Source organism: Priestia endophytica, from assembly GCF_026790145.1.
Taxonomy (GTDB): domain Bacteria; phylum Bacillota; class Bacilli; order Bacillales; family Bacillaceae_H; genus Bacillus_I; species Bacillus_I endophytica_A.
Genome location: NZ_JALAMS010000045.1, coordinates 21,249 through 45,632, shown reverse-complemented (window position 1 = coordinate 45,632; position 24,384 = coordinate 21,249). Strand labels below are relative to the sequence as shown.

Here is a 24,384-nt window from a genome sequence, read left to right as displayed (position 1 = left end):
AAGTAGAGCTATAACAGGTGTAAGGATAAACACCTGTTATAGCTCTACTTTTCCTTCTTTAGTGAAGCACGCTTATTTATTTAAAACACGTTTGATGGCTTCATCATGTGCTGTTACTGTACGATGTACATCTTCTTCAGTGTGCACCACCGACATTGAGTAGCGATTAAGTGGTTTTGTATAAATACCTAACTTCAACAATTCATAATCAATCTGTTTTCGTAATTTTGTATTAGATTTACTCATATCACGATAATTTTTTATATCTCCTTCACCAAGGATAATATTAAAAATACTCCCCATGCCAAGTGTTTGCATCGTTAATCCATAAGATTTATAGATTTCCTCTAACTGTTTTCTTAATAATTGAGTTCTTGCAAATAATTTGTCCATTGTACCTTCTCGTTCTAGTACATTAATCGTTGCTAATCCTGCTGCGAGTATAGTTGGGTGACCATTGTATGTTCCACTATGATATAGAGGGTCTTGTTTATCGGTATTTTCTGTACCTGCTGTTAAAATGTCGCGACCATCTCTAGCAGAACTAATCATCATCATCTCTTTCTTCCCACCAATAGCTCCTATAGGGAAACCACCACCAAGAACTTTTCCTAAAGCTGTAATATCTGGTTTGATTCCATAAATTTTTTGTGCACCACCAAGTGATAATCTAAACTCAGTTTTTACTTCGTCGAAGATTAATACAATGTTCAGCTCTTCTGTAATTTTGCGAAGACCTGTCATAAAATCTTGATTAGCAGGGATAAAACCACCTTGAATTGGTTCTAGAATAACACCTGCTAATTCATGTGCATGATCTCTTAGAATCTTCTCTGTTGCTTCTAAATCATTAAAGGGGAGAATCACTGTATTTTTTAGATAGTAATCTGGTAATCCTCTTGATTCACCTACTGCGCTAGGAGCTGATGCTTCTCCAGCTCTATCCATATCGGGATTAACACTTACAAGCACTTGGTCATAGCCGCCATGATAATGCCCTTCAAATTTTGCGATTTTCTGTTTACCTGTGTAGGCAACAGCCGTACGAATAGCTAAAAGTGTTGCTTCTAAGCCTGAGTTTGTATAGCGAACCATTTCAATACCTGGATATAATTCAACTAATTTTTCGGCCATTATTGTTTCCGTTTTGTGTGGTGTACCGAAGATAGTTGTACCAGATTCCATCATTTGCTTTGTTACAGCTTCAAATACTTTATGATGACCATGGCCTAAAATAAGAGCACCATAGCATAATAAGTAATCAATATATTCATTTCCATCTACATCAAAGAGTTTACTTCCTTTTCCTTTTTCCATCATTATTGGATGAGGATTAAAATATTTAATATTTGCTGTTACTCCTCCAGGAATTACTTTACATGCTTTTGTAAATAGAGTTGCTGATGTTTGAGTGCTTTCGGATAACAATCCATTTTCTTGACCTGTCATCAAAATAATCTCCACCTTTTTTAAAATAAATATTTCTTTTTGTATTATATAATGAAATATATATTTCATGAAGAGGGATAGAACATTTTTTTTATAACCTTAATATAAACTTGAAAAGGAGAAAAAGCGGTTTTTTATTAATCAAAAGTATAATTTTTATGCTCAATAAAAATTAGAGAAATTCCTTTTCTTATATATCAACAATGTACATAAAAATAGAAGGCACAAATCTCTTATTGCTCAAATGATTTGTACCTTCTTGACGTTTGTGAAGTACATGATGTTAAAAGGGGAGAGTTATATCGTTACGATGAACCTTCTTTTTTATAACGAGGCAGTCGTAATAATAGGATAGAGTTTTCCGTTAAGCGCAAAGGAAACTCTCCCTGTCTCTTCAGATACAACAAGAACAAGCGCGTCACTTTGCTCTGTTAAGCCTAGTGCAGCACGATGGCGGGTACCTAGTTTTTTTCCCCTTATAACGGTCGCTGTAAGAGGAAGAACATTCGCGGCTGAAACGATTTGGTTAGAGCGGATCAGTACAGCACCATCATGGAGAGGGTTTCCAGGGTAAAAGATAGCTTCTAACAATGCAGGAGTTAAAGTGGCTCCTACATCGGTTCCTTTTTGGATGAAAGAATCAAGGGCATCACGACGTTCTACGACGATTAATGCTCCATGACGTCGGTCGGATAGTCGCTGAACACAAAGAGACAGCTCTGCATATTTGTCTGTAAAAGCTGCTAAATAGCAGTTTAAATAAAAAGAAGCAGCGACAGATTCAATATTAATAAACTTTTCTTTAATACCCTCTAGTTTCCCTAAAAGACAATAGCTTTCATTGTCTAGTACACCTAAACTATGTTGAAGTTCATTCGTAATTTGCTGTATTCCTTCTGCCAATTGCTGTTTCATTGGGGAAAAATCGCAATTAGGAGTGTCCACATTTCAACACCTCAATACCTTCTAGAAAATCACAGATTAGAACAAGGAAATTTTCAACTCTTTATTTATTCGGAATAATCCTCGATATCTTTTTTGTCTAAGTCTGTGTTCAATTAATAATCATTATGTTGCCCTTATATTAATTTTCAATTCTTACATAAGAATCTTTTAAACGTCATTTTCTCATTTGTCTGCTTTAAATAAAGTTGATCTTCCTCACCTAAAATCAATATACCTGTTTAAGTGTCATCTTCAACCCGGTGATCTAACAAGAACAGACTTATAATCGTTTAATGAAGGGGGCCAAAGTATGGAGGATCCTTTCCTTGTTCACATTTCAAACTTTAACTACTGCATTTACTCGATGGTTTAGTTAACGATATTTTCACGTTTGACAGCTGTCATTATAGCGTTCGTGTCCAATATAAAAAGTAAACTAGCATTCCTAAAATTCATATCTAGGTATGAATTGTTTCGATTTTTTCACTATACAATTCTAAGTTAAAATAAATTCAACATCTCTTAACCTAAATATAAAGAAATGTAGCTAGAAAAAAGATATTTGATAGAACATTTAGTTTTCACAAAGATAACGTATTTATTGAGGAAAGAGGAGAGATAACAGATGGATATAGAGAATAAATTTCAAGAGGTTCCAACTACCTGTATTTCTGATGCTATGGAAGGTCTTAATAATTTAGATTCATCGATCAAGCCATTACAAGATAAGTATAAAGTTGTGGGAAGAGCTTTTACCGTTAAAATGCCTGTAGGCGACAACCTTATTTTTTTGCGAGCGATTAGAGAAGCTAAACCAGGAGATGTATTAGTTGTTGATGCAAAAGGGGATACATATCGGGCAATTGCCGGTGACTTTATAGTAGGCATGGCCAAAACATTGGGGATTAAAGGAATTGTTGTCGATGGAGTTATCCGTGATCTTGAAGGAATTAAAAGACTAGACTTTCCGGTTTTTTGTAAAGGAACAACAGTAGCGGCGAGTGGAAAAGCAGGGAATGGTGAATTAAATGTGCCTATTTCTTGTGGAGGGGTTACCATTTCTCCTGGTGATCTTATTATTGGTGATGGGGATGGGGTCGTAGTAGTTCCCCAAGCAATGGAGCAAGAAGTTCTTGATAAAGCATTAGATAAATTAGCGTTAGATATAAAAAGAGAAGAGAAAGTTTCTGGGGATAGGGAAGAAGTAATAAAATATCTAGATCACTTTCTTTCAAAGTAAAAGAAAGGGTTAAAACGAAAGATATTAAAAAAAGGGACGGGCTAGTAAAGAAAGAGAGTTGTATTCAACAACGCCTGAATGCTTGATCTTTAGCTTGTCCCTTTTTATTATTTTTTAAGGGGATTAGAGATGATAGACATCTAATTCCTTTATAAAATCTACAAATGCGCTGACAACGTTTAACTCTGTTGATTCGTTATAATAAAACATCCACGTCTTTTGAGTTATCTTTTTTCCTTCTTTATCTTTTAGATGAATTTTATGAATATCCTCTACGTCACGCAGGAAGAGGGAGGGCATAATGGCATAACCTAATCCGTTTAACACCATCTCCTTGCATGTATCTCCTTGGTCAACAGACATCGCAATGTACGGTGGCTCGGAATAGTGTTCTGTCCACCAATTTTCCACTAACTGTTTGTATAGCTGATCTGTTCGGTAGTCAATCCTCGGTAAATGGGGAAGCTCGTCAAGTTGAATGGGATGTTTAGATGCTATACATAACTCTTCTTCAAATAATAAGTGCTTTTGATCTGGCCAGCTGTATTCTCCGCGAATAAACCCAATATGTGAAGATTGAGTGTAAACTAAATTAAAGATATCCTTGCTGTAACCTGTGTCTACTTGAAACTCGACGTCAGGGTAGTGCTTCTTAAACAACTTTAATAGAATGGGAAGTTTGTATTTGCTAATAAAGTTTGATACACCTAATCTTAACGTCCCTGAAACACTATGATTAAAGTTATCAATATCTTCCTTTATCTCACGAAAGATATGAAGCACTTCTTCAGCGCGTTTTGCAATGTATTCTCCTTGAGGCGTAAACTGAACTCCTTTTATCCCTCTGTCAACAATTTTTACTCCTAACTCTGTTTCAATTTGTTTTAAACGCTTTGTTAACGTTGGTTGAGCAATATACAGAATTTTTCCCGTCTTTGTGATGTTTTTCTCATGAAATAACGTATGTAAAATAAGCCAATCACGATTATCCACGCGATGTCCCTCCTTTGCTTAACGGTCCTTATGGCAGCTATTTTATGGATAGCTTACTAGAACAATAGCACACAAAGCCCCGTTAAAAAAGAAGAAGGCCAAACCTTTGTCATGAAAAAGTTGCATACATAACTATGAAATATTGATATTTTTATGACTTCATTATTTACAATACAATAAACCTATGGAAAATAGAGAAAGACCTAAGGGGTTGAAAAGTATGTATGAGAAAAGAGATGTTTTTAAGACACACTCCACTCTTAAAGTAGGTGAAAAAGTTTATAGCTATTACAAAATAAATTCATTAGAGGAAAAGGGGATAGGAAACGTCTCTCGGTTGCCTTATTCAATAAAAGTACTGCTCGAATCTGTCCTAAGGGAATACGACGGAATGAATATTACGAAAGATCATGTAGAAAGGTTAGCCAATTGGGCTGTTGAACGTGATTCCAACCAAGAAGTTCCTTTTAAACCTTCACGTATTCTTCTGCATGACACAACAGGTCTTCCTGCCATTGTTGATTTAGCTGCAATGAGAGAGACGGTAAAACGGATTGGGGAAGATGTTTCAAAAGTCAATCCATTAATTCCTGTTGATCTTGTAGTCGATCATTCCGTAACAGTGGACTACTTCGGAAGACCTGATGCAATGGAATTAAATGAAAAGATTAATTTTGAACGTAACAAGGAGCGGTTTCGCTTTTTCAAGTGGGCTCAAAACTCTTTTAACAACCTTCTAGTCGTTCCACCCGCAACAGGTATTATGCATCAAATTAATATGGAATATTTATCATCAGTTTCAGTTACAAAAGAAAGGGACGGTGATATTGAAATTTATCCTGATTCTCTTGTTGGAACAGATTCTCATACAACAATGATTAATGGACTAGGAGTAGTAGCTTGGGGAGTAGGGGGAATTGAAGCAGAAGCAGCAATGCTAGGGCAACCTTTATATTTTGTTATTCCTGAAGTTGTTGGGTTTAAACTAACAGGGTCTCTTCCTGAAGGAGCAACAGCAACAGACCTAGCATTAACAGTAACAAATCTGTTGCGGAAAAAGGGTGTTGTTGGTAAGTTTATTGAATTTTTCGGTCCTGGTGTAGGGAAGATGAGCACTGCAGACCGAGCAACAATAGCCAATATGGCACCTGAATATGGGGCAACAATGGGTTTCTTTCCTGTAGATCAAGAAACACTAAACTACTTAAAACTCATTGGGCGTAGTGAGGAACAAATAGAGCTTGTGGAATCGTATTACAAAGTTCAAGGGATGTTTTTAGATGAAAACAGTCCTGAAGCTGTTTATTCAGATGTCGTTGAGCTTGATCTATCTACTGTTGTTTCATGTCTTGCTGGTCCTAAACGTCCGCAAGATCGAGTCGAATTAACTCAGATGAAAAAAGAATACCGTAATGTAATGTGTGAAAAGGTTGAAAAAGGAGGATATGGTTTTAGTAAGAGCGATTTAGCAAAAGAAGTGGTCATAAAGCATGAGAATGGAGAAGAGTCCATTATTAAAAATGGTTCTGTCGTTCTTGCGGCGATTACAAGTTGTACAAATACATCAAATCCAAACGTTCTTATTACAGCGGGATTAGTCGCAAAAAAAGCAATTGAAAAAGGTCTTCGTAAAGCCCCTTATGTAAAAAGTACATTAACACCTGGTTCACGTGTCGTGACAGATTATTTAAGAGAGTCTGGATTGCTAAGCTATTTGGAGGAGCTAGCCTTTCATGTTGCGGGATACGGGTGTGCAACCTGTATCGGAAACTCAGGTCCGCTTTCTGATGAGGTAAGTAGGGCTATTAGTGATCACAATTTGGCTGTGGCAGGCGTTTTATCAGGAAATCGAAATTTTGAAGGCCGTGTACATCCTCAAATTCAGGCTAATTACTTAGGGTCTCCTCCGCTTGTTGTTGCTTATGCTCTAGCAGGGACAGTAGATATTAATATGACTAGTGATCCAATTGGCTATGATCAAAACAAAGAGCCTGTTTACTTAAAAGATATTTGGCCATCTTCTAAAGAAATTCAAGAATGGATGGGAAATGCAGTTCGTCCAGAGTTTTTTCGTAAACGTTATCAAAATGTATATACAGCGAATGAAAGCTGGAATTCAATCCATATTCCAGAAGGAGATCTATACGAATGGGATTCATCTTCTACCTATATTCAAGAACCGCCGTTTTTAAAAGATGTACCTGAAAAACTTAGAAACATTGAAGATATCAAAGGAGCTCGTTCTCTTGCTTTACTTGGTGATTCGGTCACAACTGATCATCTTTCTCCATCAGGAGCCATAAAGACTGATAGCCCAGCAGGAATGTATCTCCAACAGCAAGGCGTCAGTCCAAAAGATTTTAATTCTTATCCTTCGCGACGTGGAAATCATGAAGTTATGATTCGAGGTGCTTTGGCCAACATTCGAATACGCAATAAAATGGTGCCAGGTTATGAAGGAGGGATAACTAAGTACTTACCAACAGGGGAGATTATGTCTATTTACGATGCAGCTATGACATATAGAGAAGATAAAACGCCTCTTGTTGTTATTGCTGGTAAAGAATACGGAACAGGAAGCTCTCGTGACTGGGCAGCAAAAGGAACGTATCTACTAGGGATAAAAGCTGTAATAGCACAAAGCTTTGAAAGAATTCATCGCAGCAACTTAGTTGGAATGGGAGTGCTTCCTCTTCAGTTTGTAGAAGGAGAGGATGCGTCAACACTTGGGATTGTTGGTGATGAGACATTTGAAACAATAGGGCTATGCAACAAGATTCAACCAAGGCAAAAAATAAAAGTTAAAGCTATTCGTCAAGATTATACTTCTTTTGAATTTAATGTGATCGTACGTTTGGATAATGCGGTAGACATTGATTATTATCATAACGGTGGGATTATGCAAACAGTCTTACGTCAAATGATAAATCAAAAGGGGAAATCAGCGCAGACATCTCACTAAAAAATGAGTCAATAATAGTTTAAAAGATAATGTTAGAGTAGCATCTTAGTTAAAAGGACGAAGAGTGAAATGAGAATTCAAGAATAAAGATTCGTCTTGAATTCTTATTCTCACTATTGTTATAAAAAAGACTTTTGAGATTTATAGTGATTTATTTTGTAAGCGTATTCAAATAGGGGGGATAAGATGATTTCTTTATTGGGATTTACAATGATGGCCTGCTTCATCTTTTTAATTGTAACAAGGAAAATGTCAGCTTTACTTGCACTAATCGTTGTTCCATTAGTTTTTGCGCTTATTGGAGGGTTTGCCAAAGATTTAGGACCAATGATATTAGAAGGGTTAAGCGGCGTTGCCCCTACAGGGATTATGCTAATGTTTGCCGTTCTGTATTTTGCGATTATGATTGAAGCCGGTTTGTTTGATCCACTCATTTCTAAGATTTTATCTATTGTGAAAGGAGATCCTTTAAAAGTTGTGTTTGGAACGGCGATTCTTGCAGGTCTTGTTGCCTTAGACGGTGACGGAACCACAACCTACATCATTACAGTTTCTGCATTGTTACCACTATATCATCGTTTAGGAATGAACCCTCTTATTCTAACCTGTGTATCCATGATGTCGTTTGGCGTCATGAATATGCTTCCATGGGGAGGGCCAACGGCTAGAGCTGCAAGTGCATTAAAGCTTGATGTAAACGACGTGTTTCTTCCTCTTGTGCCGGTTATGCTAGGAGGTATTGTATGGGTATTATTCACAGCCTATATTTTTGGTAAAAAAGAACGAAAACGACTAGGCGTCATGAATATAGATTTATCTAGAGACTTATCTCAGCATCAACAAGCGGCAGCGCTAGAGTCGAACTTAAGACGACCTCATCTTACATGGTTTAATGCACTATTAACGATTGGGCTAATTGTAGCATTAGTTTTAGGGATACTGCCTTTACCAGTGTTGTTTGTCATCGCTTTTTCTTTAGCTTTATTAATAAATTACCCTAACCTAGATATTCAGAAGAAAGTACTCGGTTCTCATGCAGACAGCGTTGTAATCGTTGTTGCTTTAATCTTTGCTTCTGGTGTGTTCACTGGAATTCTTTCAGGAACACATATGGTAGATGAGATGGCCAACAGTTTGATTGCCGTTATTCCAGAAGAGTTAGGAAGCTATTTTGCTCTTATTACAGCAATTACGAGTCTTCCGCTCACTTACGTAATGGCAAATGATCCATACTATTTTGGCGTAGTCCCAATTATTGCGCAAACCGCAGAAGCTTATGGGATAGACTCAGTTGAAATTGCACGAGCTTCTATCCTCGGGCAACCAATACACGCCATGAGTCCTTTAATTGCCTCTACTCATTTACTAGTCGGAATGGCAAAAGTTGATTTTGGAGATCATCAAAAATTTATAATAAAGTGGGCTTTAGGAACGTGTACAGTTATGATTATTGTTGCTTTAATAACAGGTGCTATTTCTTTATAAGTGTTCATTAAAATAAAAAGAGCGCGAAAACCTTTTTTGAAGGACTTCGCGCTCTTTTTAGTATCTATCATTTTATAAGTCTCTTGTTTGAAATAAGAGAGTACGGTTAGTTTAAAAAAGAGGATAGAAAATAGGAGAACTCATCAATATCAGACTTTTCTTAAAAAACTATTGAAAAGCGCTTACAAAAGTTTTATAATCTAACTAAACCGTTTTACTAAACCGGTTTTCTAAAGAGGATTGTATAATGTAAGGAGCATATCTATGGAAAAATTAATTATTCCTTTAAACGTATTTCCACAAAATGAGCTTGAAGAAAATGGTCAACATTCATTTATTAAACCGTTACACGAAAAGGGCATGTACGGGGTTGAAATTAGACGAGAATTATTTAGAGACAAAGAGAATGATAGGATTCAGACTAAAAAAAGGCTTGAAGAAACTTCCTTATTTATTGTGTACTCTGCACCAATTCAATTATGGTTAGAAGATGGTTCTTTAAATCAACACGAACTAAGAGTGGTTTTTGAAGAAGGAGAAGAGCTTCGCGCACAGTGGATTAAAGTTTCGCTAGGTTTTTATCAAGAAGGGAAATCAAGCTTAGAGGAATTGCAGCACTTTTTAAATGATTATCGGTCTCTTCAACTGTTTGTTGAAAATGATCAAACTTCTTATGGCGGCAATATTAAGCGGTTACAAACATTCTTTGAAGAAGCTTCTAAATCTAGTGTGAAAGTAGCTATGACATTTGATAGTGGGAACTGGCTATATACTGATCAATCTCTTTCAGAAGCTATTAGAAAACTAGGCTCTTACGTTCAGTACATTCATTTAAAACACGTGTACTCATTAAACGGGAAGTTAGTCACTGTGTCGATTTTAGATGATTTGTACGAAAAGTGGAAAGATATTTTGTTAGCGTTTCCACGAGCAACAGTAAAAGCTCTGGAATTTCCTATTGAGTCCATTCACCATATTGATTCACTAACAAAGCATATTAACTCAGTAACCGAAAGTGAGGAACTCGTATGAAAAAGTTAGATGTGATTACATTCGGAGAAGCAATGGCCATGTTTATGGCAAATGAACAAGGACCATTACATGAGATCAATGCATTTACAAAAGAGTTAGCAGGAGCAGAAACAAATGTTGCGATTGGGTTAGCTCGCTTAGGTGTTCAGTCAGCGTGGGTAAGCAAAGTCGGACGTGATCCGTTTGGAACATTTATTATGAATAGACTTCAAGAAGAGAATGTTAATATTGATGGAGTATTGTATGATGAACATCATTCAACAGGATTCCAAATGAAATCAAAAGTAACAGAAGGAGATCCAGAGGTTTTTTATTTTCGAAAGAACTCGGCTGCGAGCCATTTAAATATAGGCGATTTTCATCACACGTATTTTAACTCAGCAGCTCATTTGCATATGACAGGAATTCCGCTTGCACTTTCTCAAGAAACGCATGAATTTGCTCAATATGCTTTAACCTTTATGAAAAAAGCACAAAAAACGGTTTCTTTTGATCCCAACTTACGCCCATCACTTTGGTCATCTCAGGAGGAAATGATTAAAGTGACAAATGAAACAGCTAAACAAGCAAACTACGTTTTACCTGGTATTCATGAAGGAGAGCTGCTTACAGGATACAAACAGCCCGAAGACATTGCGTCGTATTATTTAGATAGCGGGGTTGAAGTAGTTGTAATTAAACTAGGTGAACAAGGGGCATATTTTAAAACTTCTTACGAAGAAGGAACTGTTGCAGGGTTTGAAGTTCCACACGTTGTTGATACGGTTGGAGCAGGAGATGGCTTTGCATGCGGCTTGCTTAGTGGGTTAGTAAAAGGAAAATCAATTTCGGATTCCATCCGAAGAGGAAATGCAATTGGGGCACTTGCTGTTGGTACAAAAGGAGATAACGATGGATACCCAACAGAGAAAGAGCTACAATCTTATTTACAATCTCATGCACAAGGAGTGAAGTAAAGATGAAAAAACAGCTTGCAAAACAAAGATGGCTACGATTAATTCCAGTCGTATTTATTACGTATAGTTTAGCATACTTAGATAGAGCGAATTATGGGTTTGGAGCTGCTTCTGGATTAGCAGAAGATTTGCATATTACACCAGCGATTTCGTCCTTGCTCGGTTCCTTGTTTTTCCTAGGATACTTCTTCTTCCAAATTCCTGGCGCACACTATGCTGAAAAGAAAAGTGCAAAAAAACTCATTTTCTGGTCACTTATTTTATGGGGAGGACTTGCCACTGCAACAGGTTTAGTTAGTCATATTGGCTTCTTATTTGTAATTCGTTTTGCACTAGGTGTTGTTGAAAGCGCTGTTATGCCAGCGATGCTTGTTTTCTTAAGCCACTGGTTTACAAAAGCTGAACGTTCCCGTGCAAACACGTTTCTGATTTTAGGGAATCCTGCTACTGTTTTGTGGATGTCAATTGTATCTGGTTATCTATTAGAATCCTTTGGTTGGAGATGGATGTTTATTTTAGAAGGCTTTCCTGCTGTTATTTGGGCATTTCTATGGTGGAAGCTAGTAAATGATGAACCAAAAGATGCAAAATGGTTATCATCTGACGAAAAGAGGGATCTAGAAGAAGAGTTAGAAAAAGAACAAAGAGGAATCAAACCTGTTAAAGATTATAAGGAAGCTTTTAAAAATCGAACTGTTATTTTATTAAGTATTCAATATGCACTATGGAGCATTGGAGTATACGGATTTGTAATGTGGTTACCGTCTATTATTAAAGCAGCACCAAATATGGACATAGTGAAAACAGGCTGGCTTTCTGCTATTCCATACGTTTTAGCTGTTGTATTAATGTTAGCAGTTTCATATCTTTCTGATAAGTTTCTAAACAGAAGTGCTTTTGTATGGCCATTCTTATTAGTTGGAGCGCTTGCTTTTTCTGGATCATACCTGATTGGGACAAGTAACTTTTGGCTTTCATTTACATTGCTAGTTATTGCAGGGGGAACAATGTATGCACCATACGGGCCGTTCTTTGCAATTATTCCTGAAATTCTACCTCGAAATGTAGCAGGAGGAGCAATGGCATTAATCAATAGTATGGGAGCACTCGGTTCTTTTCTTGGCTCTTACATTGTTGGATATTTGAATGGATTAACAGGTGGATTCGGTGCTTCTTATGTATTTATGGCTGGTTCTTTATTCCTTGCAGCCATCCTGACGATTGTTGCAACAAAAAAGTCAGGCAAGAAAGAAGCTGTAAAACACGTTGAAAAAATGGCTTAAATCATTCAATCAGAGGGGAATCCCTCTGATTGTTCTTTTAATGAGAAAGAAAAGTTGGAAATCCTCGTGAATTTCCGGTGCTGAAAGCTTTTCTTTTTCTGTTCGTTTTGTTTAAACTATTAATAGACAACACCAACTATAGTATAGAAATAGAAAAAGGACGGATGATATGCAGAAAGTAACGATGCTTGACGTTGCAAAAGCAGCAAATGTATCCAAGAGTACAGTATCTCAATATATTAATAAAAGATATCAATATATGGGAGAAGAGACGAAAAAAAGAATTCAACAAGCAATTGAGACATTAGGTTATCAGCCAAACTATTTAGCGCGAAGTTTAAAGCAAAAACGTACATCCATGATTGGTATTATTATCGCAAATATTATGCATCATCTTTCGACTGAAGTGATTCGTGCGATTGAAGACTACTGTCATAAGTATGATATTCATGCCATCATTTGCAATGCAGATGATAACCCGGAAAAAGAGAAGAAATATATTGAAATGTTAAAAGCTAAACAAGTGGATGGACTTGTTTTATTTCCAACAGGAGAAAACACCGAGCTCTATGAACAAATGGTAAGAGAAGAATACCCCATTGTTGTGATAGACCGAAAAGTAGAGGAACTCACAGGGAAAGTTCCATCTATTTTTGTTAATAACCGTGAAGCAACTTGCGAAGCTATTTCTCATTTATTAGATCTTGGTCATGAGAAAATAGCGATTATAACAGAACCTCTTACAATTTCTCCGCGTATCGAACGTGTAGAAGGGTATAAACAAGCTTTACGAGAACGAGATGTTGCTGTAGATGAAAAATTTATTATTAACTGTGAAAAAACGCTCATGCAAGAGAAGTTAGACGAGCTTTTTTCTTATTCTGAACCTCCAACAGCTTTGCTTGCTGGAAATGACTTAGTTTTTATTGAAGTGCAAAAATATATTAAACGTAAGAAGTTATCGATTCCAAACGATTTATCATTAATTGTGTATGATAATATTCCGCATGCAGAGGTATCTACACCTTCTGTTACAACTGTTTCACATCCAGCCTTTGAAATGGGAGAAAAAGCAGCAAGCTTACTCATTCGTCAAATTCAAAAAGAGCCAACACCAATTGAACAAAATGAGTATCAATGCACGCTAATCATCCGGGAAACAATGGGTCCAAAGCCTCATTAAACAAAAAAGTGAGTTATAAAGGCTCACTTTTTTGTTTTAAGGATTGAGAAGCGCTTACATTTGTTTTATACTATTACTAAACCGGTTTATCAAACAGGAGATAAGGGGAGTTTAATATGAAAATACAGCTAGCTTTAGATCGCTTAACAATTCAAGAAGCAATAAATATTGCTAAAAAGGCAGAAGCATTCATTGATTGGATTGAAGTAGGAACTTCTCTTATTAAAGAATTTGGGATGGAAAGTATTTATGAAATCAAAAACGCTTTTCCACACAAGTCCGTTGTCGCTGATATTAAAACAATTGATAATGCAAAATATGAATTTGAGATATGTTATCAAGCAGGAGCGGACATTGCGACCGTAATGGGTGTTTCACCTCAAGCAACACTCCATACGTGCTATGACGTTACACAAAAGTGGGACAAAATGATGATGATTGATTTGTTGAATACAGCACAGGAAACGCAGCAAAAACTAGCAATCTATAACAAAGCCATTTTTTGTCATCATTTAAGTAAAGATGAACAAGAAATAGAAGGAAAGTCATCTCGCTCTTATACAAACTTGCGAGCGCCTTTTTTTGAAGGGGCCAAAGTCGCTGTTGCAGGAGGCGTGAATCTAGAAACAATGTCATCTCTCTCCTTATTAACGCCAGATGTTGTCATTATTGGATCCTCTATTACAAAAGCAAAAGATATTGAAAAAGCAGCGGCAGCATTTAAAAATAAAATAGAAGATAAAGGGGTAGTAAAATGAGAAAATTAAACAATGTTCTAAAAGAGATAGAAAAAGTTATTAATAAAATCGACCAACAACATCTTGATGATATTGCTTTTTCCCTTCATAAGTCAAAACGTATTTTCGTCATTGGTGAAGGGCGTTCAGGGCTAATGGCAAAATCCTTTGCAATGAGACTTATGCACTTAGGAGCAACCGTTTTTGTTGTAGGCGAGACAATCACACCGTCTATTACTAAAAATGATGTATTAATAGCCGTGTCTGGTTCAGGCAAGACACAGCAAGTTGTCACTGTCGCACAAAAATCAAAACAATTAGGTTGCTCTGTTATTGCAGTTACAACAAATCCTGCTTCATCTTTAAGTGAACATGCAACAGAGGTTGTTCATATTCCTGCGGCAACTAAATACCGAAATGAAAATGAAGCACCATCCATTCAACCATTAGGCTCACTTTTTGATCAATGTGCCCATGTTGTGTTTGATACGATTTGTTTAGAATATGGACAGTTGAATCAAGTTAGCCATAGTGATGCATTTCAGCAACATAGTAATTTGGAATAGAAGAATACAATGAAAATGAAAACCTCTAGAGTTATGACTCTAGAGGTTTTTTCTTTTTATTTAATAGAATATTTAAAGCACCAGCTGCCTTAGGCCATCCTGAATAAAAAGCGATATGTGTAACTAAAGCAATAATTTCTTTTTCATTTATCCCATGTTTTTCAGCTAATTGAAGATGAAATGGTAGCTGTTCTGTATTACCCATGCTAATGAGAGCGGCAAGTGTCACTAAACTTCTTTCTTTTGATGTTAATGTCGAATCTTGCCATACTTCTTCAAATAATATTTTTTCTCCGTAAGCTACAAAAATAGGGGCTAGTTCTTTCATCTCTTTTGACGTTTTGGCTTCAATAGGGTGATTCATTTTTCTTTTTCCTCCTTAATAGAAATCATCTGTGCTTTTCCTTGACCAAACGACCAATTTTCACGATGTGTTTCATTTAGTATGATAAAAATATTTTCAATAGGAATATTTAAATGTTCATTAAAAGCATCAGCAATAACTTGGTATAAGCTTGTTTTCTGCTCGCCAGTTCTTCCTGGAGCACAAGTAATTGAAACAAGTATCATTCTATCTGTTCTCTTTGCCTCATGTTCTAAAAGATAATTAAAATGATAATAAAATTGCCCTAACTTATAAGGAGAAAAGAGCTGAAAATAATCTTCTGCTGGAATGTTAAAATAGGTCATTAAAGATTTGTGGATTTCCTCACTCACTTTCTGCAGTTCTTTTTCTTCCCACTGTGACTTTGGATGATAAACATGCACAAATGGCATATGAACACTTCCTTTCGGTATGAATTTATTTTACTGCGCTCTTTTCTATTTGTATAATTGAAAATATATTAAATAATTATCAAAAAAATCGATGAAGAGGAGAGTAAATGGAAATAAAAGAATTACATACGTTTAAAAAAATTGTAGAAGAAGGAACATTTTCACGTGCCGCTCAAAAATTGAACTATGCACAATCTACTGTAACAACCCATATCAAAAAATTGGAGAATGAACTTGGTTTTTTATTATTTGAGCGAGGATGGGATGCACGGTTAACAAATGAAGGGATTTTATTTGCAGAAGAAGTAGAAAGCTTGTTAGCTCATTGGGACTATTCTATTTCTCAAGCACAGCGGATTAGTAATGAAGAAAAAGGAACAATAAAAATTGGCATTGTAGAATCGCTCTCTACAAAGCTAGTATCGTTAATATTAGCCTATTTAAACAAAGAGAAACCATATATTCACTGTCATTTTGTAGTAGGAAACACCGCTCTTTTATCACAGCTATTAAATCAAAATAAAATTGATTTTGCGGTCTGTGGCTATAATCAAACCATGTCTAACGTAACATTTAATCCTCTATGGAAAGAAGAAGTTCAGTTCATTGTTAACTCTTCTGAACATCCGATTTTGAAAAGGGAGAATGTTAGGATTTCAGATATTGTCGATTATCCTGTCCTAATGGGAGAAAACAGCTGTTATTACACTCAATCTGTTCGTGCCTTCTTGGCAGAGAACAATCTAGCATTCAAACGAGTCTATAATTGCAGTGCCCTTCATCTCATTCCCGACATGCTGTTCGAAGATGCAATAGGAATTATTCCTAAAGGAACGGCTCTAAAACAAGATCATGTCGTTTTTAATATCAACGAATTTCAACTAAAATTGCTTATAGGGACCCTTATCTCAACCAAGACAAATGAATACTTGAGCGAGACAAAACAAGAAGTTATAAAGTTGATTGAATCAGCATTTATTTAGCTTTTTGGAAAAAAGCTTATGATAGAAAAAAAGGGAGTAGGGATTGAACTACTCTAAACTTATAAGAAGCCTAAAGAAGCAATACTTCTTTAGGCCTCTTATATAGCACATAATCAATGGTACAGGACAATTAGATATGAAAAATTGGAAGAAATGTATAGAAGTGAAGAGGGGGTAACTTTTCTTTCATCACAAAAACGAGGTCAGCTTGAGAAGGAATGGAGAACGCTCTCTCAAACAGAAGAAGTATTAAGAATATAGGAAAACAATCGCATACATAGTATTGTAGATTACTATTATGATCATTATATTCTTAAATACATGCCTCTCTTTACATAAAGAACAACAGAACAGAGATTTCCTTCCCTCGGCACGAGTGATTGGTGAGCTTGTTGGTCATATTCCTGATTATCACAGTGATGATTATTATGAATAGCGACTGCGTCATTTGATTACAAATGAAATTTTAGAAATAAAAGGAATGCCAAAAGCAATACGGCTTTATAGTGTAAGGCTTCCATAAAGCTTTAAATTGAGAAAAGATTTTCACATCGAAACTGAAGCAACAAAGGTTTGCTCTTTACTAATAGTAATAAGGATACCAATGATGTACTTGCATCGGCTGATGGTAACTTGGGATAGATGGATAGGTGAAGCGGGCATGTTTGCTTTTCTTTTTAGATTTCTTTGAGATGCACTCATTAGTCGGTCCGATTACAATTGTTTCGTCTTTCAAAGGAGCCAACGTTTCTTTTAATTTTTCAGCATCCAAACAATACGTATGAGCAAGAACTTCTATCGGTGTTTTTGTAAGAATATCTGATCCAAAAATATACTCTGGATACGGAGCATCAAAAATAGCTAGTAAGTGAGTATTGTTTTCGGAAGCAACTTCCCAATGCCACCACCCTTGAGGAATATTGGCAACTTGCCCAGGACGGATTGAAATGTTAATTACTTTATTGTTAAACGGATTAATTAAAGAAACAACAGCAGCCCCTGAAATACAATAAACGAGTTCAGCCGCATTTTGATGGTAATGTGGCTCTACAACTCGATCTTCACTTAAATAAATATCAAGTAACGAAACGTTTCCAAGCGTATTTAAAACATCCCGACCTAATCGATTAATAAAATTTTTAGAATCTCTAGTATTTAATCTATTCTTGTTTACATCAGAGAAATATTGAACATTAGCATTTGTATAATCCATATAAGACGTTGACACGTGCTCCCATCTCCACTTCGCTGAATATTTAATCTAACGTATAGTATGAGAGACGTTTCATTTTGTGACAAATACCCAATGAAAAGAGTTCTTCTCCCTAGCAAAATTAATGTTAATTGTAATAAACTTTGATAACCGCTTTTTCTACCTTCTTTCATTTCTTTAAATATTTTCCCTTTATTTACAGATAATATAAATATAAACGAATGGAGGGGTAAGATGGATAAAGATTCATTGACTGAAGAGGAAATAGAAGAGCATCAACAAAATAAACAGTTAACTTCAGCTGAATTGGCTGATTTGTTTAGTAATTATATGGGATCTTCATTATTTAGTTGTATGTTTGAGCACTTTCTTCAAGTCGTACAAGGTGATGAAGTTAAAGACTTTGTTGAATCTGCGTTATAACTCGCTCGTAAACATGTAAAGGAAATTCAAGACATTTTTGAAACAGAAAATATTCCTATCCCTGTTGGATTCGGAGAATAGGATATTAGAAAAGATGCTCCTCGTCTTTTCAGTGATATGTTCATGGCTTTTTACATTGTTCAGATGGCAAGTGCTTCTGTAGTGATTTATGGAAATGCCTACTCATGTACAACAAGACATTATGAAATATTTTCGAAACTGTACTAATGATTCAGTCGAAACCTATGAAAGAGGAGTACATTTATTGCTCTCAAAAGGGATGGATCCTAGTTTTCCAACTATCCCTTATGCTAAAAAGTTGATTTTGTAGAGAAAAAAAGCTTTATCTCCGTTATTACAGGTAGAGATCGACCACTTACAGCTAATGAAATTAAGCATTTGCAATACAATATTAATACCAATGTTCTAGGTAAATCATTAATGTTAGGTTTCAGTCAGGTTGCATCCTCAAGTAAAATTAGAAAGTATTTTCAAAAAGGAGCTGAACTAGCAGGCAATCAAATAAAGAATTTTTCTAACCATTTAATAAGTCAAGATTTGCCTGCTCCTAAGCTAATGGATGCTCATATAACAGATTCCACTATTTCTCCTTTTTCAGATAAACTTATGATGTATCATGCGTCATTGGTAGGAAATATAGCTATACAAAACTTTGGTACTGCACTCTCTCAAATGTTAAGGCATGACTTAGCAGCTGAGTTTATAAAGCTAATTCCGTTAGTTGGAAAATTTAACAATGATGGCTTAAATATAATGATTGAACATGGTTGGTTTGAGGAACCGTATACAGATCCTGACAGAAAAGGACTTTCAAAATCTTCAGGAGAAAATCAAAGCTAAAATATTTAGTTGAAATAACTTTTTTATTTATTATTTTGATAAAAGAAAGTAGGATGCTAAAAATGTGAATAAGGATATGTTTGAAAGATTATTATGGTCTATTGCTTTTCCCGGTTTTGGACAACTTTTAAATTGCAAATATGTTAAAGGGATTTTGTTTATCTTGTTAGAGCTTTTTGTTAATATTCAATCCAACTTTAACACTGCAATCATTTCAAGCTTTGTTGGAAATATTCAACGTTCTATTGAAGTAATTGATTTCCAGTGGCTTATGTTTTACCCATGTTTATATTTTTTTTCGATGTGGGATGCTGTAAAAGACGCGGATGAAGAGAGAGAAAATTCTACCCTTTTATTTTTGCCATTTGTTTTTTCTGCGTATTTTGTTACTGTAGGTTTGATGTTTTCTACTAAAATTAAAATTTTCGGGTTACTGTTAGGGCCTATTTTTTTACCGATGTTATTTGTAATCCCTGGGGTGTTTACAGGATTACTTGTAAAGAAAATCTTAACATTGTTTATAAAGAGAGAATGCTGATTTTTTTCGCACTTAAATTTTTTAAGTGTGAAAGGAATTACGGTGTTCTTTTCTTATGCTCTTAACAAAAAGGTCGTTCTGCTGAACTGTCATGTTAGCGGAATAAGGGCAGGTAATCTTCTCTCTTGGATTTTAATTTACTATCCACTTTGAATGATTATATGTACCTGAAGATCCATTTTGTAAGCCCTCAGTTTACGAGTTTTCATAAATGATTTGATTTCTAAAATTACCAAACCCATTTTCATTATGAAAATGGGTTTGAATACGTTATCCTGTTGTATACTTCATTTAAATAGAATAGATGTCGATCACATGAAATCGAAATTTCGTTATGATGTACTTTAATATATTGAACTTTATAATCCCTATAACCTTGAGGCAACATCGAAATGTTCGCTAGATGTTTAAAAGATGGTCTTGCGACTGAATTTGTCAGATAGGCTGATTGATTATCTCCCCCTGGCTTTCTCTTTTGATTCAGAGCGTCAATGATTTGTTCAGCAGTTCCAATTCCTACCCCATGACCAAAATAAGTGTCATCTTCGAGAACAACGGCATTTTCACCTCTCCACCAAGAGGCTTCTGGATCAAAATCCGGATTATTAAAATAGACAATATCCCCAGGTAAGAAATTCCTCGTCTTAATAGAGTGTATTCCAAGATCAGGATCAAAATGCCAGCTGTATAAATAGAGAGGGCGGAACAATCGATTAAATAAATGTTCACCAATACTGTTTAGAACGGCATGGTAATAGATAATCACTTTTGCCGTAGCACATTCAAAAGCGTATAGTGAACTGTTCTTGTAAATGTCTTGAATTGCATCAGATGGCATTACACCGCGCTTCAGTTGAAATCCGCCAGAACGCGTTAAATGCCAGTACTGAGGATTACAACGAGAGTTTTCAAAGATTTCAAACTCTGCATGACCTTGATTCATGGCTCTTGCACTTGCTATGATATTTTTTCGCAACTTGAGTTCAAACAATAATTCATCAATGGATTGATACGAATAAATGATTTGGTCTTCATTCATTCGTTGAACGATCACACTTTCAATACTACCAGACGGCCACATGTCAGTTTGTTGAAAAGGCATCCCAGATATTTGTATCATATTATCCCTCATTCTAAGCTTAAGTATTATTTGTATTAGTACCTAGCGTATTCGAACTTCGTTTTAATGTGTACTTAAACAAATAAAACAATCTGTCCTTTTTAAAGGGGGGCTTGTCATAATTCATTCGATTATGACGCTGTAGCAAGTATTTTGAATTACACATTAAGGGAAAGTGGAGTAAGTGAAGCTTGATGAAGGGGAGGAGTTTTGAAAAAGAGAGATTTATTATTAGCAGATCTAACCTCACTTTTTTGTTAACTTATGTAATTTAGAGGTTTTTATGGGTAATGACATTGGTATGTATCAGCCAGTGTTATACCCACAAAAAGCCTTCTACTCAAAAGAGCAGAAGGCTTTTCTATTTATTCTTCTTCATCACGTGACGCACTAGCTAGTGATAAGGCAGAAACATTTTTCTCGGTGGACGACTCGTACCACTCACTCATATACTTTCCCATTCTTATTGTTCCCATATCCCTCCTAAGTGAGTCTTTTACTTTCGAAATTTCATCAAGTATCCCTTCGCAATGTTTTATAACAATCTTATCTATATCATCAAAAATACCAGTATGTATATTCACTGCATGATTAAGTTCTATAGAAGTTTGGTTTAAGAGATTCTCTGTAGTTTTTATAGTAGTATCAGTAAGCCACAAACCTTCATTTTCAAAGCTATCTCTGAATTTTAAAAGTTCTTCCATTGGACCAAATTCATTAATCCTAGCCGATTCTTTAAACTCATTTGCTTTCTCTATAAATAACACATAATAATTCTCAAGTCCTTTTAGAGATTTGAATAATCTTGAGTAAGCTTCTACTCTAAATGGATGGCTTGTATTAAAAAATTCTTCTTTACGAAGAGCTTCAGCATCTTTTCGAGACTTTCTGAGAGAAAACAAAAATAAAAGTAAAGTAACTATATTTTTATATAAATATTAACACTTTATGATAAAATTGGATAATCTATTTGGTGAAAATATAAAATAAAACAACCCTCTCAAATAAGAAGATTGTTTTATAAGACCTTTGTGTTATGATTAGTCAGCATGTATTCAATGGTGGAGGTCTTGAAGATATTATGGATAATGTAGAAGATAAATATGCAAATCTCGATTTAAATAAAATTTATGAGTACGCTGATCTACCTGATAAAATTTAACTATACTATAATTTAAAGAGGTTACTATGTATAAAATAATACAAGGTACCTCTTTTTTAATACATATTATATTTATAAAATAGATTAAATTTAGTTAGCACAATATGTATATAGTGCATTCCTTATCAGATATATAAATCAATCGTTCTAATTACCGATATCAATGATTAAAGAATGATCTTTAGCGCTGACAGCTGCATAAAAAATGGTATTGATTTGGTGAAATCCTTCGTTCATCAACTCTTCCTGAAGCCATTTTGCATCCTTCTGAATTAATCTTAAATTTTTATGCTAGATTTTTCCTTCGACGATTACGGCAATCGGCAGTCCTTGATAGTCCGTTTCAATATTTAAGGGTCTGGGTGTCAAATTGACAACAGATTGGTTCGGCAATATACTGAGATCTCCATTCGGTTCGAGAATCACATAATCGAGATCCTTTATGTTCGGATATCCTGCACTCCGAATGGCTGACAATAGCTCCACGAGAGAAAAGCGAGTTTTTCGCAATTCTTTTTTGGAGATTTTCCCATGTTTGATCAAAATGCTCGGCTGACCGATAAATAACCGGTTTAACCAGCGAAAAAGACTGAATTTAAAAAACAATATATATACTATGATAATGGTGATGATTCCAGCAATGGTCTGTCCAATTCCGTTGGCTTTAATGGGACTAACGGACAATGTGACGAGAAACACAATGGCTGCAAGATCAGGTGGAGTCAATTGAGCTAACACAGTCTTTCCCATACATCGCATTGCCAAAATCACCAGACCAAAAAGCAGAATTAACTTCCCAATAAAAATGAACATTTTCACCCTCATTTTTATATACTGATTCATGAAAAATACAAAAGTTATTATTTCACGTAATTTTGTAAACATACTAACTTTATAAAAATTATACTGCTGTTGGTTTGAAATAAAGTTTGATCAAAATGTATCACTAATAATACATTGGATGTAAAAAATACACTAAATGGCTATCTTTTTAGAAACAGGGACTAAAATTCAAACGCATATTTTCATTTACACAGGTAACATTACTAGTTGTACGATTCAAACACATCCATTAGGAGGTTTTCAGCATGGGCTTTTTTGATTTATTTAACGAAGAAGAAACTCAAAAGGAAACTCGAAAAAAGGTACGTGAAGTAGATCGCACTGCCGATACAGAATTTGCAGCAGAAGACGCACATCTTGATCTTCGTGAGGAAGAATTGGACATCGATAAACATCGGGTGGAGACGGGTGATGTGACGCTTCATAAGGACATTGTTGAGGAAGAACAATCAGTGAATGTCCCTGTTTCACATGATCAAGTAGTCATTGAACAAAGAGCCGTTGATCACGAACCAACAGATGAACCAATTACAGAAGAAGAAACGGTTCACATTCCAGTAACTGCTGAAAAAATTGATGTAGAAAAGCATACGGTCGTCACTGGTGAAGTCTCCGCTCATAAACGTTCGGTTCAAGAAACAGAACAAGTACGCGACGTACTTCGTAAAGAAGTTGCAGATGTTGAATCGCATGGTAATACAGATATTATCAAAGAGGACTAATTGTTCCCACCTACTTAACTTCTAGTTAAGTAGGTCTCTTTCCATCCTCTTTACAAATAAAAAGAACTTCAGGAGGTTCTATGGGAAAGTATATTACTATTGGTGCGATAATCGGTAGCATAATCGGTTGGGTAACAGGTTTTACGATCATAACAGGACTTGTTTTAGGAGCAATCGTTGGCAGCATTATTTATACAATAAATGCAAGAAGGAACATCGACGGACCATCTAAAAAAACAAATGAAAATAAAGAACAAACACTTCAATTACGAGAAGAGCAGCTGTACATAAAAAAAGAACGAGTACAAACGGGTGAGGTAAAGATTCATAAAGAAGTCGTCGAAGAACAGAAAACATACACCGTTCCGATTAAGCGTGAAGAAATGGTAATAGAAGCAGGAAATGAGGAGGAGATTCGAATTCCTCTGAAAGAAGAAGAAGTTGAAATAAACAAACACCCTGTGCAAGTAAATGAAGTATCGGTTACAAAACGTCAAATAGAAGAAACGAAACAAGTGAAGGAAAAGCTGAAAAAAGAAACAGCACATATTGACGTTGCAGGTGGTGCGGATGTCATAAAAAAGCCGTCATCTGAAACGAAGGACTAAACCATTTCCCACCATATTCGGGTGATGGTAGGTAAAGAGACTACCCGACTCCTACTCTTTCTACGTAACCTTCGAAATCACCTTCGTCTCACAAGCAATCAACCCGCGATGCTTTGATAACACACCATTGTAGCCAACTGCGTCACAATCGAATGAACATTCTCATGTTCGAGAGCCTCATCAGCTACATAAAGCACCTTTACACGTAACAAAACCCCTTGGGTGTCAAGAGGGTTCAACTTGTCACATTGTTCAATTATCTGGCCCGATTGTTGAACAAGAAGTAAAAGGGTGATACATAAC

At 35.6% G+C, this 24,384-nt stretch carries 25 protein-coding genes; 16 read left to right on the top strand and 9 right to left on the bottom strand.

Features of this window, described 5'->3' with window-relative positions:
* Positions 1-72: 72 nt before the first annotated feature.
* A complete protein-coding gene (locus MOC86_RS23720; protein ID WP_268586392.1) occupies positions 73-1,449 on the bottom strand; it encodes an aspartate aminotransferase family protein in 1,377 nt (458 codons plus the stop codon).
* A 324-nt stretch (positions 1,450-1,773) separates the two neighbouring features.
* A complete protein-coding gene (gene cdaS / locus MOC86_RS23715) occupies positions 1,774-2,394 on the bottom strand; it encodes a sporulation-specific diadenylate cyclase CdaS (protein ID WP_268586390.1) in 621 nt (206 codons plus the stop codon).
* A 625-nt stretch (positions 2,395-3,019) separates the two neighbouring features.
* Here cdaS and MOC86_RS23710 point away from each other — a divergent pair.
* On the top strand, positions 3,020-3,634 hold the full coding sequence (locus MOC86_RS23710) for an RraA family protein (RefSeq protein ID WP_268586389.1): 615 nt from the start codon (positions 3,020-3,022) through the stop codon (positions 3,632-3,634).
* A 123-nt stretch (positions 3,635-3,757) separates the two neighbouring features.
* Here the strand turns inward: MOC86_RS23710 and MOC86_RS23705 are convergent, their stop codons facing one another.
* Entirely contained in the window at positions 3,758-4,627 is an 870-nt protein-coding gene (locus MOC86_RS23705) for a LysR family transcriptional regulator (RefSeq protein ID WP_268586388.1), read from the bottom strand.
* 220 nt (positions 4,628-4,847) lie between these two features.
* Here MOC86_RS23705 and acnA point away from each other — a divergent pair, with 220 nt between their 5' ends.
* The 8 genes from acnA to hxlB all read left to right on the top strand — a co-directional run bounded on the left by acnA (position 4,848) and on the right by hxlB (position 14,831).
* Positions 4,848-7,589 (top strand): aconitate hydratase AcnA, encoded by a 2,742-nt coding sequence (acnA, locus tag MOC86_RS23700; RefSeq protein ID WP_268586387.1) that lies wholly within the window; start codon positions 4,848-4,850, stop codon positions 7,587-7,589.
* Between the two features lie 186 nt (positions 7,590-7,775).
* Positions 7,776-9,074: a CitMHS family transporter gene (locus tag MOC86_RS23695; protein WP_268586386.1), complete on the top strand. Its 1,299-nt coding sequence runs from the start codon at positions 7,776-7,778 to the stop codon at positions 9,072-9,074.
* A gap of 264 nt (positions 9,075-9,338) precedes the next feature.
* Positions 9,339-10,106 (top strand): sugar phosphate isomerase/epimerase family protein, encoded by a 768-nt coding sequence (locus tag MOC86_RS23690; protein WP_268586385.1) that lies wholly within the window; start codon positions 9,339-9,341, stop codon positions 10,104-10,106.
* On the top strand, positions 10,103-11,062 hold the full coding sequence (locus MOC86_RS23685) for a sugar kinase (protein WP_268586384.1): 960 nt from the start codon (positions 10,103-10,105) through the stop codon (positions 11,060-11,062). Before MOC86_RS23690 ends, MOC86_RS23685 begins: the two co-directional genes overlap by 4 nt.
* 2 nt (positions 11,063-11,064) lie before the next feature.
* The gene (locus MOC86_RS23680) at positions 11,065-12,345 is read left to right on the top strand and encodes an MFS transporter (RefSeq protein WP_268586383.1); all 1,281 of its coding nucleotides are present in this window, start codon (positions 11,065-11,067) and stop codon (positions 12,343-12,345) included.
* 169 nt (positions 12,346-12,514) lie between these two features.
* Positions 12,515-13,528 (top strand): LacI family DNA-binding transcriptional regulator, encoded by a 1,014-nt coding sequence (locus MOC86_RS23675; protein WP_268586382.1) that lies wholly within the window; start codon positions 12,515-12,517, stop codon positions 13,526-13,528.
* Positions 13,529-13,644: 116 nt separating this feature from the next.
* Positions 13,645-14,286 (top strand): 3-hexulose-6-phosphate synthase, encoded by a 642-nt coding sequence (gene hxlA, locus MOC86_RS23670; RefSeq protein ID WP_268586381.1) that lies wholly within the window; start codon positions 13,645-13,647, stop codon positions 14,284-14,286.
* Positions 14,283-14,831: a 6-phospho-3-hexuloisomerase gene (gene hxlB, locus MOC86_RS23665; RefSeq protein WP_268586380.1), complete on the top strand. Its 549-nt coding sequence runs from the start codon at positions 14,283-14,285 to the stop codon at positions 14,829-14,831. Before hxlA ends, hxlB begins: the two co-directional genes overlap by 4 nt.
* 31 nt (positions 14,832-14,862) lie before the next feature.
* Here hxlB and MOC86_RS23660 read toward each other — a convergent pair whose 3' ends face one another.
* Positions 14,863-15,195: a carboxymuconolactone decarboxylase family protein gene (locus tag MOC86_RS23660; protein WP_268586379.1), complete on the bottom strand. Its 333-nt coding sequence runs from the start codon at positions 15,193-15,195 to the stop codon at positions 14,863-14,865.
* Positions 15,192-15,608, bottom strand: coding sequence for a tautomerase family protein (locus MOC86_RS23655; protein WP_268586378.1), 417 nt, complete (start codon positions 15,606-15,608; stop codon positions 15,192-15,194). Before MOC86_RS23655 ends, MOC86_RS23660 begins: the two co-directional genes overlap by 4 nt.
* 107 nt (positions 15,609-15,715) lie before the next feature.
* Between MOC86_RS23655 and MOC86_RS23650 the strand changes: the two genes are divergently transcribed.
* Positions 15,716-16,591: a LysR family transcriptional regulator gene (locus MOC86_RS23650; protein ID WP_268586377.1), complete on the top strand. Its 876-nt coding sequence runs from the start codon at positions 15,716-15,718 to the stop codon at positions 16,589-16,591.
* Positions 16,592-17,174: 583 nt separating this feature from the next.
* On the opposite strand, the gene MOC86_RS23645 is transcribed toward MOC86_RS23650, so the two are convergent.
* Complete coding sequence (locus MOC86_RS23645; RefSeq protein WP_268586376.1) at positions 17,175-17,819, bottom strand: cupin domain-containing protein; 645 nt, start codon at positions 17,817-17,819, stop codon at positions 17,175-17,177.
* A gap of 219 nt (positions 17,820-18,038) precedes the next feature.
* On the opposite strand from MOC86_RS23645, the gene MOC86_RS23640 reads away from it, so the two are divergent.
* The 3 genes from MOC86_RS23640 (at position 18,039) to MOC86_RS23630 (ending at position 19,626) form a co-directional block, all read left to right on the top strand.
* Positions 18,039-18,227, top strand: coding sequence for a DUF3231 family protein (locus MOC86_RS23640; protein WP_268586375.1), 189 nt, complete (start codon positions 18,039-18,041; stop codon positions 18,225-18,227).
* A gap of 345 nt (positions 18,228-18,572) precedes the next feature.
* Positions 18,573-19,088, top strand: a complete 516-nt coding sequence (locus tag MOC86_RS23635) for a DUF3231 family protein (RefSeq protein WP_326847759.1) — start codon at positions 18,573-18,575, stop codon at positions 19,086-19,088.
* A gap of 64 nt (positions 19,089-19,152) precedes the next feature.
* The gene (locus MOC86_RS23630; RefSeq protein WP_268586374.1) at positions 19,153-19,626 is read left to right on the top strand and encodes a hypothetical protein; all 474 of its coding nucleotides are present in this window, start codon (positions 19,153-19,155) and stop codon (positions 19,624-19,626) included.
* 247 nt (positions 19,627-19,873) lie between these two features.
* Here the strand turns inward: MOC86_RS23630 and MOC86_RS23625 are convergent, their stop codons facing one another.
* Positions 19,874-20,746 carry a protein-glutamine gamma-glutamyltransferase gene (locus MOC86_RS23625; protein WP_268586373.1) on the bottom strand — a complete coding sequence of 291 codons (873 nt, stop codon included), beginning with the start codon at positions 20,744-20,746 and terminating at the stop codon, positions 19,874-19,876.
* Between the two features lie 365 nt (positions 20,747-21,111).
* The gene (locus MOC86_RS23620; RefSeq protein WP_268586372.1) at positions 21,112-21,513 is read right to left on the bottom strand and encodes a hypothetical protein; all 402 of its coding nucleotides are present in this window, start codon (positions 21,511-21,513) and stop codon (positions 21,112-21,114) included.
* A 269-nt stretch (positions 21,514-21,782) separates the two neighbouring features.
* Between MOC86_RS23620 and MOC86_RS23615 the strand changes: the two genes are divergently transcribed.
* Entirely contained in the window at positions 21,783-21,908 is a 126-nt protein-coding gene (locus tag MOC86_RS23615) for a hypothetical protein (protein ID WP_268586371.1), read from the top strand.
* 291 nt (positions 21,909-22,199) lie between these two features.
* Here the strand turns inward: MOC86_RS23615 and MOC86_RS23610 are convergent, their stop codons facing one another.
* Positions 22,200-22,721, bottom strand: coding sequence for a DUF421 domain-containing protein (locus MOC86_RS23610; protein WP_268586370.1), 522 nt, complete (start codon positions 22,719-22,721; stop codon positions 22,200-22,202).
* A gap of 275 nt (positions 22,722-22,996) precedes the next feature.
* Between MOC86_RS23610 and MOC86_RS23605 the strand changes: the two genes are divergently transcribed.
* Together MOC86_RS23605 and MOC86_RS23600 are read left to right on the top strand one after the other, a co-directional pair.
* The gene (locus MOC86_RS23605; RefSeq protein WP_268586369.1) at positions 22,997-23,473 is read left to right on the top strand and encodes a YsnF/AvaK domain-containing protein; all 477 of its coding nucleotides are present in this window, start codon (positions 22,997-22,999) and stop codon (positions 23,471-23,473) included.
* A gap of 80 nt (positions 23,474-23,553) precedes the next feature.
* The gene (locus MOC86_RS23600) at positions 23,554-24,081 is read left to right on the top strand and encodes a YsnF/AvaK domain-containing protein (RefSeq protein ID WP_268586368.1); all 528 of its coding nucleotides are present in this window, start codon (positions 23,554-23,556) and stop codon (positions 24,079-24,081) included.
* Positions 24,082-24,384 lie beyond the last annotated feature (303 nt).

What these genes read in the sequence shown, in the direction of transcription:
- MOC86_RS23720 (WP_268586392.1), bottom strand. Translation starts at nt 1,449, where the DNA reads ATGACAGGTCAAGAAAATGGATTGTTATCCGAAAGCACTCAAACATCA.
- MOC86_RS23710 (WP_268586389.1), top strand. Translation starts at nt 3,020, where the DNA reads ATGGATATAGAGAATAAATTTCAAGAGGTTCCAACTACCTGTATTTCT.
- acnA (WP_268586387.1), top strand. Translation starts at nt 4,848, where the DNA reads ATGTATGAGAAAAGAGATGTTTTTAAGACACACTCCACTCTTAAAGTA.
- MOC86_RS23695 (WP_268586386.1), top strand. Translation starts at nt 7,776, where the DNA reads ATGATTTCTTTATTGGGATTTACAATGATGGCCTGCTTCATCTTTTTA.
- MOC86_RS23690 (WP_268586385.1), top strand. Translation starts at nt 9,339, where the DNA reads ATGGAAAAATTAATTATTCCTTTAAACGTATTTCCACAAAATGAGCTT.
- MOC86_RS23685 (WP_268586384.1), top strand. Translation starts at nt 10,103, where the DNA reads ATGAAAAAGTTAGATGTGATTACATTCGGAGAAGCAATGGCCATGTTT.
- MOC86_RS23680 (WP_268586383.1), top strand. Translation starts at nt 11,065, where the DNA reads ATGAAAAAACAGCTTGCAAAACAAAGATGGCTACGATTAATTCCAGTC.
- MOC86_RS23675 (WP_268586382.1), top strand. Translation starts at nt 12,515, where the DNA reads ATGCAGAAAGTAACGATGCTTGACGTTGCAAAAGCAGCAAATGTATCC.
- hxlA (WP_268586381.1), top strand. Translation starts at nt 13,645, where the DNA reads ATGAAAATACAGCTAGCTTTAGATCGCTTAACAATTCAAGAAGCAATA.
- hxlB (WP_268586380.1), top strand. Translation starts at nt 14,283, where the DNA reads ATGAGAAAATTAAACAATGTTCTAAAAGAGATAGAAAAAGTTATTAAT.
- MOC86_RS23660 (WP_268586379.1), bottom strand. Translation starts at nt 15,195, where the DNA reads ATGAATCACCCTATTGAAGCCAAAACGTCAAAAGAGATGAAAGAACTA.
- MOC86_RS23655 (WP_268586378.1), bottom strand. Translation starts at nt 15,608, where the DNA reads ATGCCATTTGTGCATGTTTATCATCCAAAGTCACAGTGGGAAGAAAAA.
- MOC86_RS23650 (WP_268586377.1), top strand. Translation starts at nt 15,716, where the DNA reads ATGGAAATAAAAGAATTACATACGTTTAAAAAAATTGTAGAAGAAGGA.
- MOC86_RS23640 (WP_268586375.1), top strand. Translation starts at nt 18,039, where the DNA reads ATGGATAAAGATTCATTGACTGAAGAGGAAATAGAAGAGCATCAACAA.
- MOC86_RS23625 (WP_268586373.1), bottom strand. Translation starts at nt 20,746, where the DNA reads ATGATACAAATATCTGGGATGCCTTTTCAACAAACTGACATGTGGCCG.
- MOC86_RS23615 (WP_268586371.1), top strand. Translation starts at nt 21,783, where the DNA reads ATGATTAGTCAGCATGTATTCAATGGTGGAGGTCTTGAAGATATTATG.
- MOC86_RS23610 (WP_268586370.1), bottom strand. Translation starts at nt 22,721, where the DNA reads ATGTTCATTTTTATTGGGAAGTTAATTCTGCTTTTTGGTCTGGTGATT.
- MOC86_RS23605 (WP_268586369.1), top strand. Translation starts at nt 22,997, where the DNA reads ATGGGCTTTTTTGATTTATTTAACGAAGAAGAAACTCAAAAGGAAACT.
- MOC86_RS23600 (WP_268586368.1), top strand. Translation starts at nt 23,554, where the DNA reads ATGGGAAAGTATATTACTATTGGTGCGATAATCGGTAGCATAATCGGT.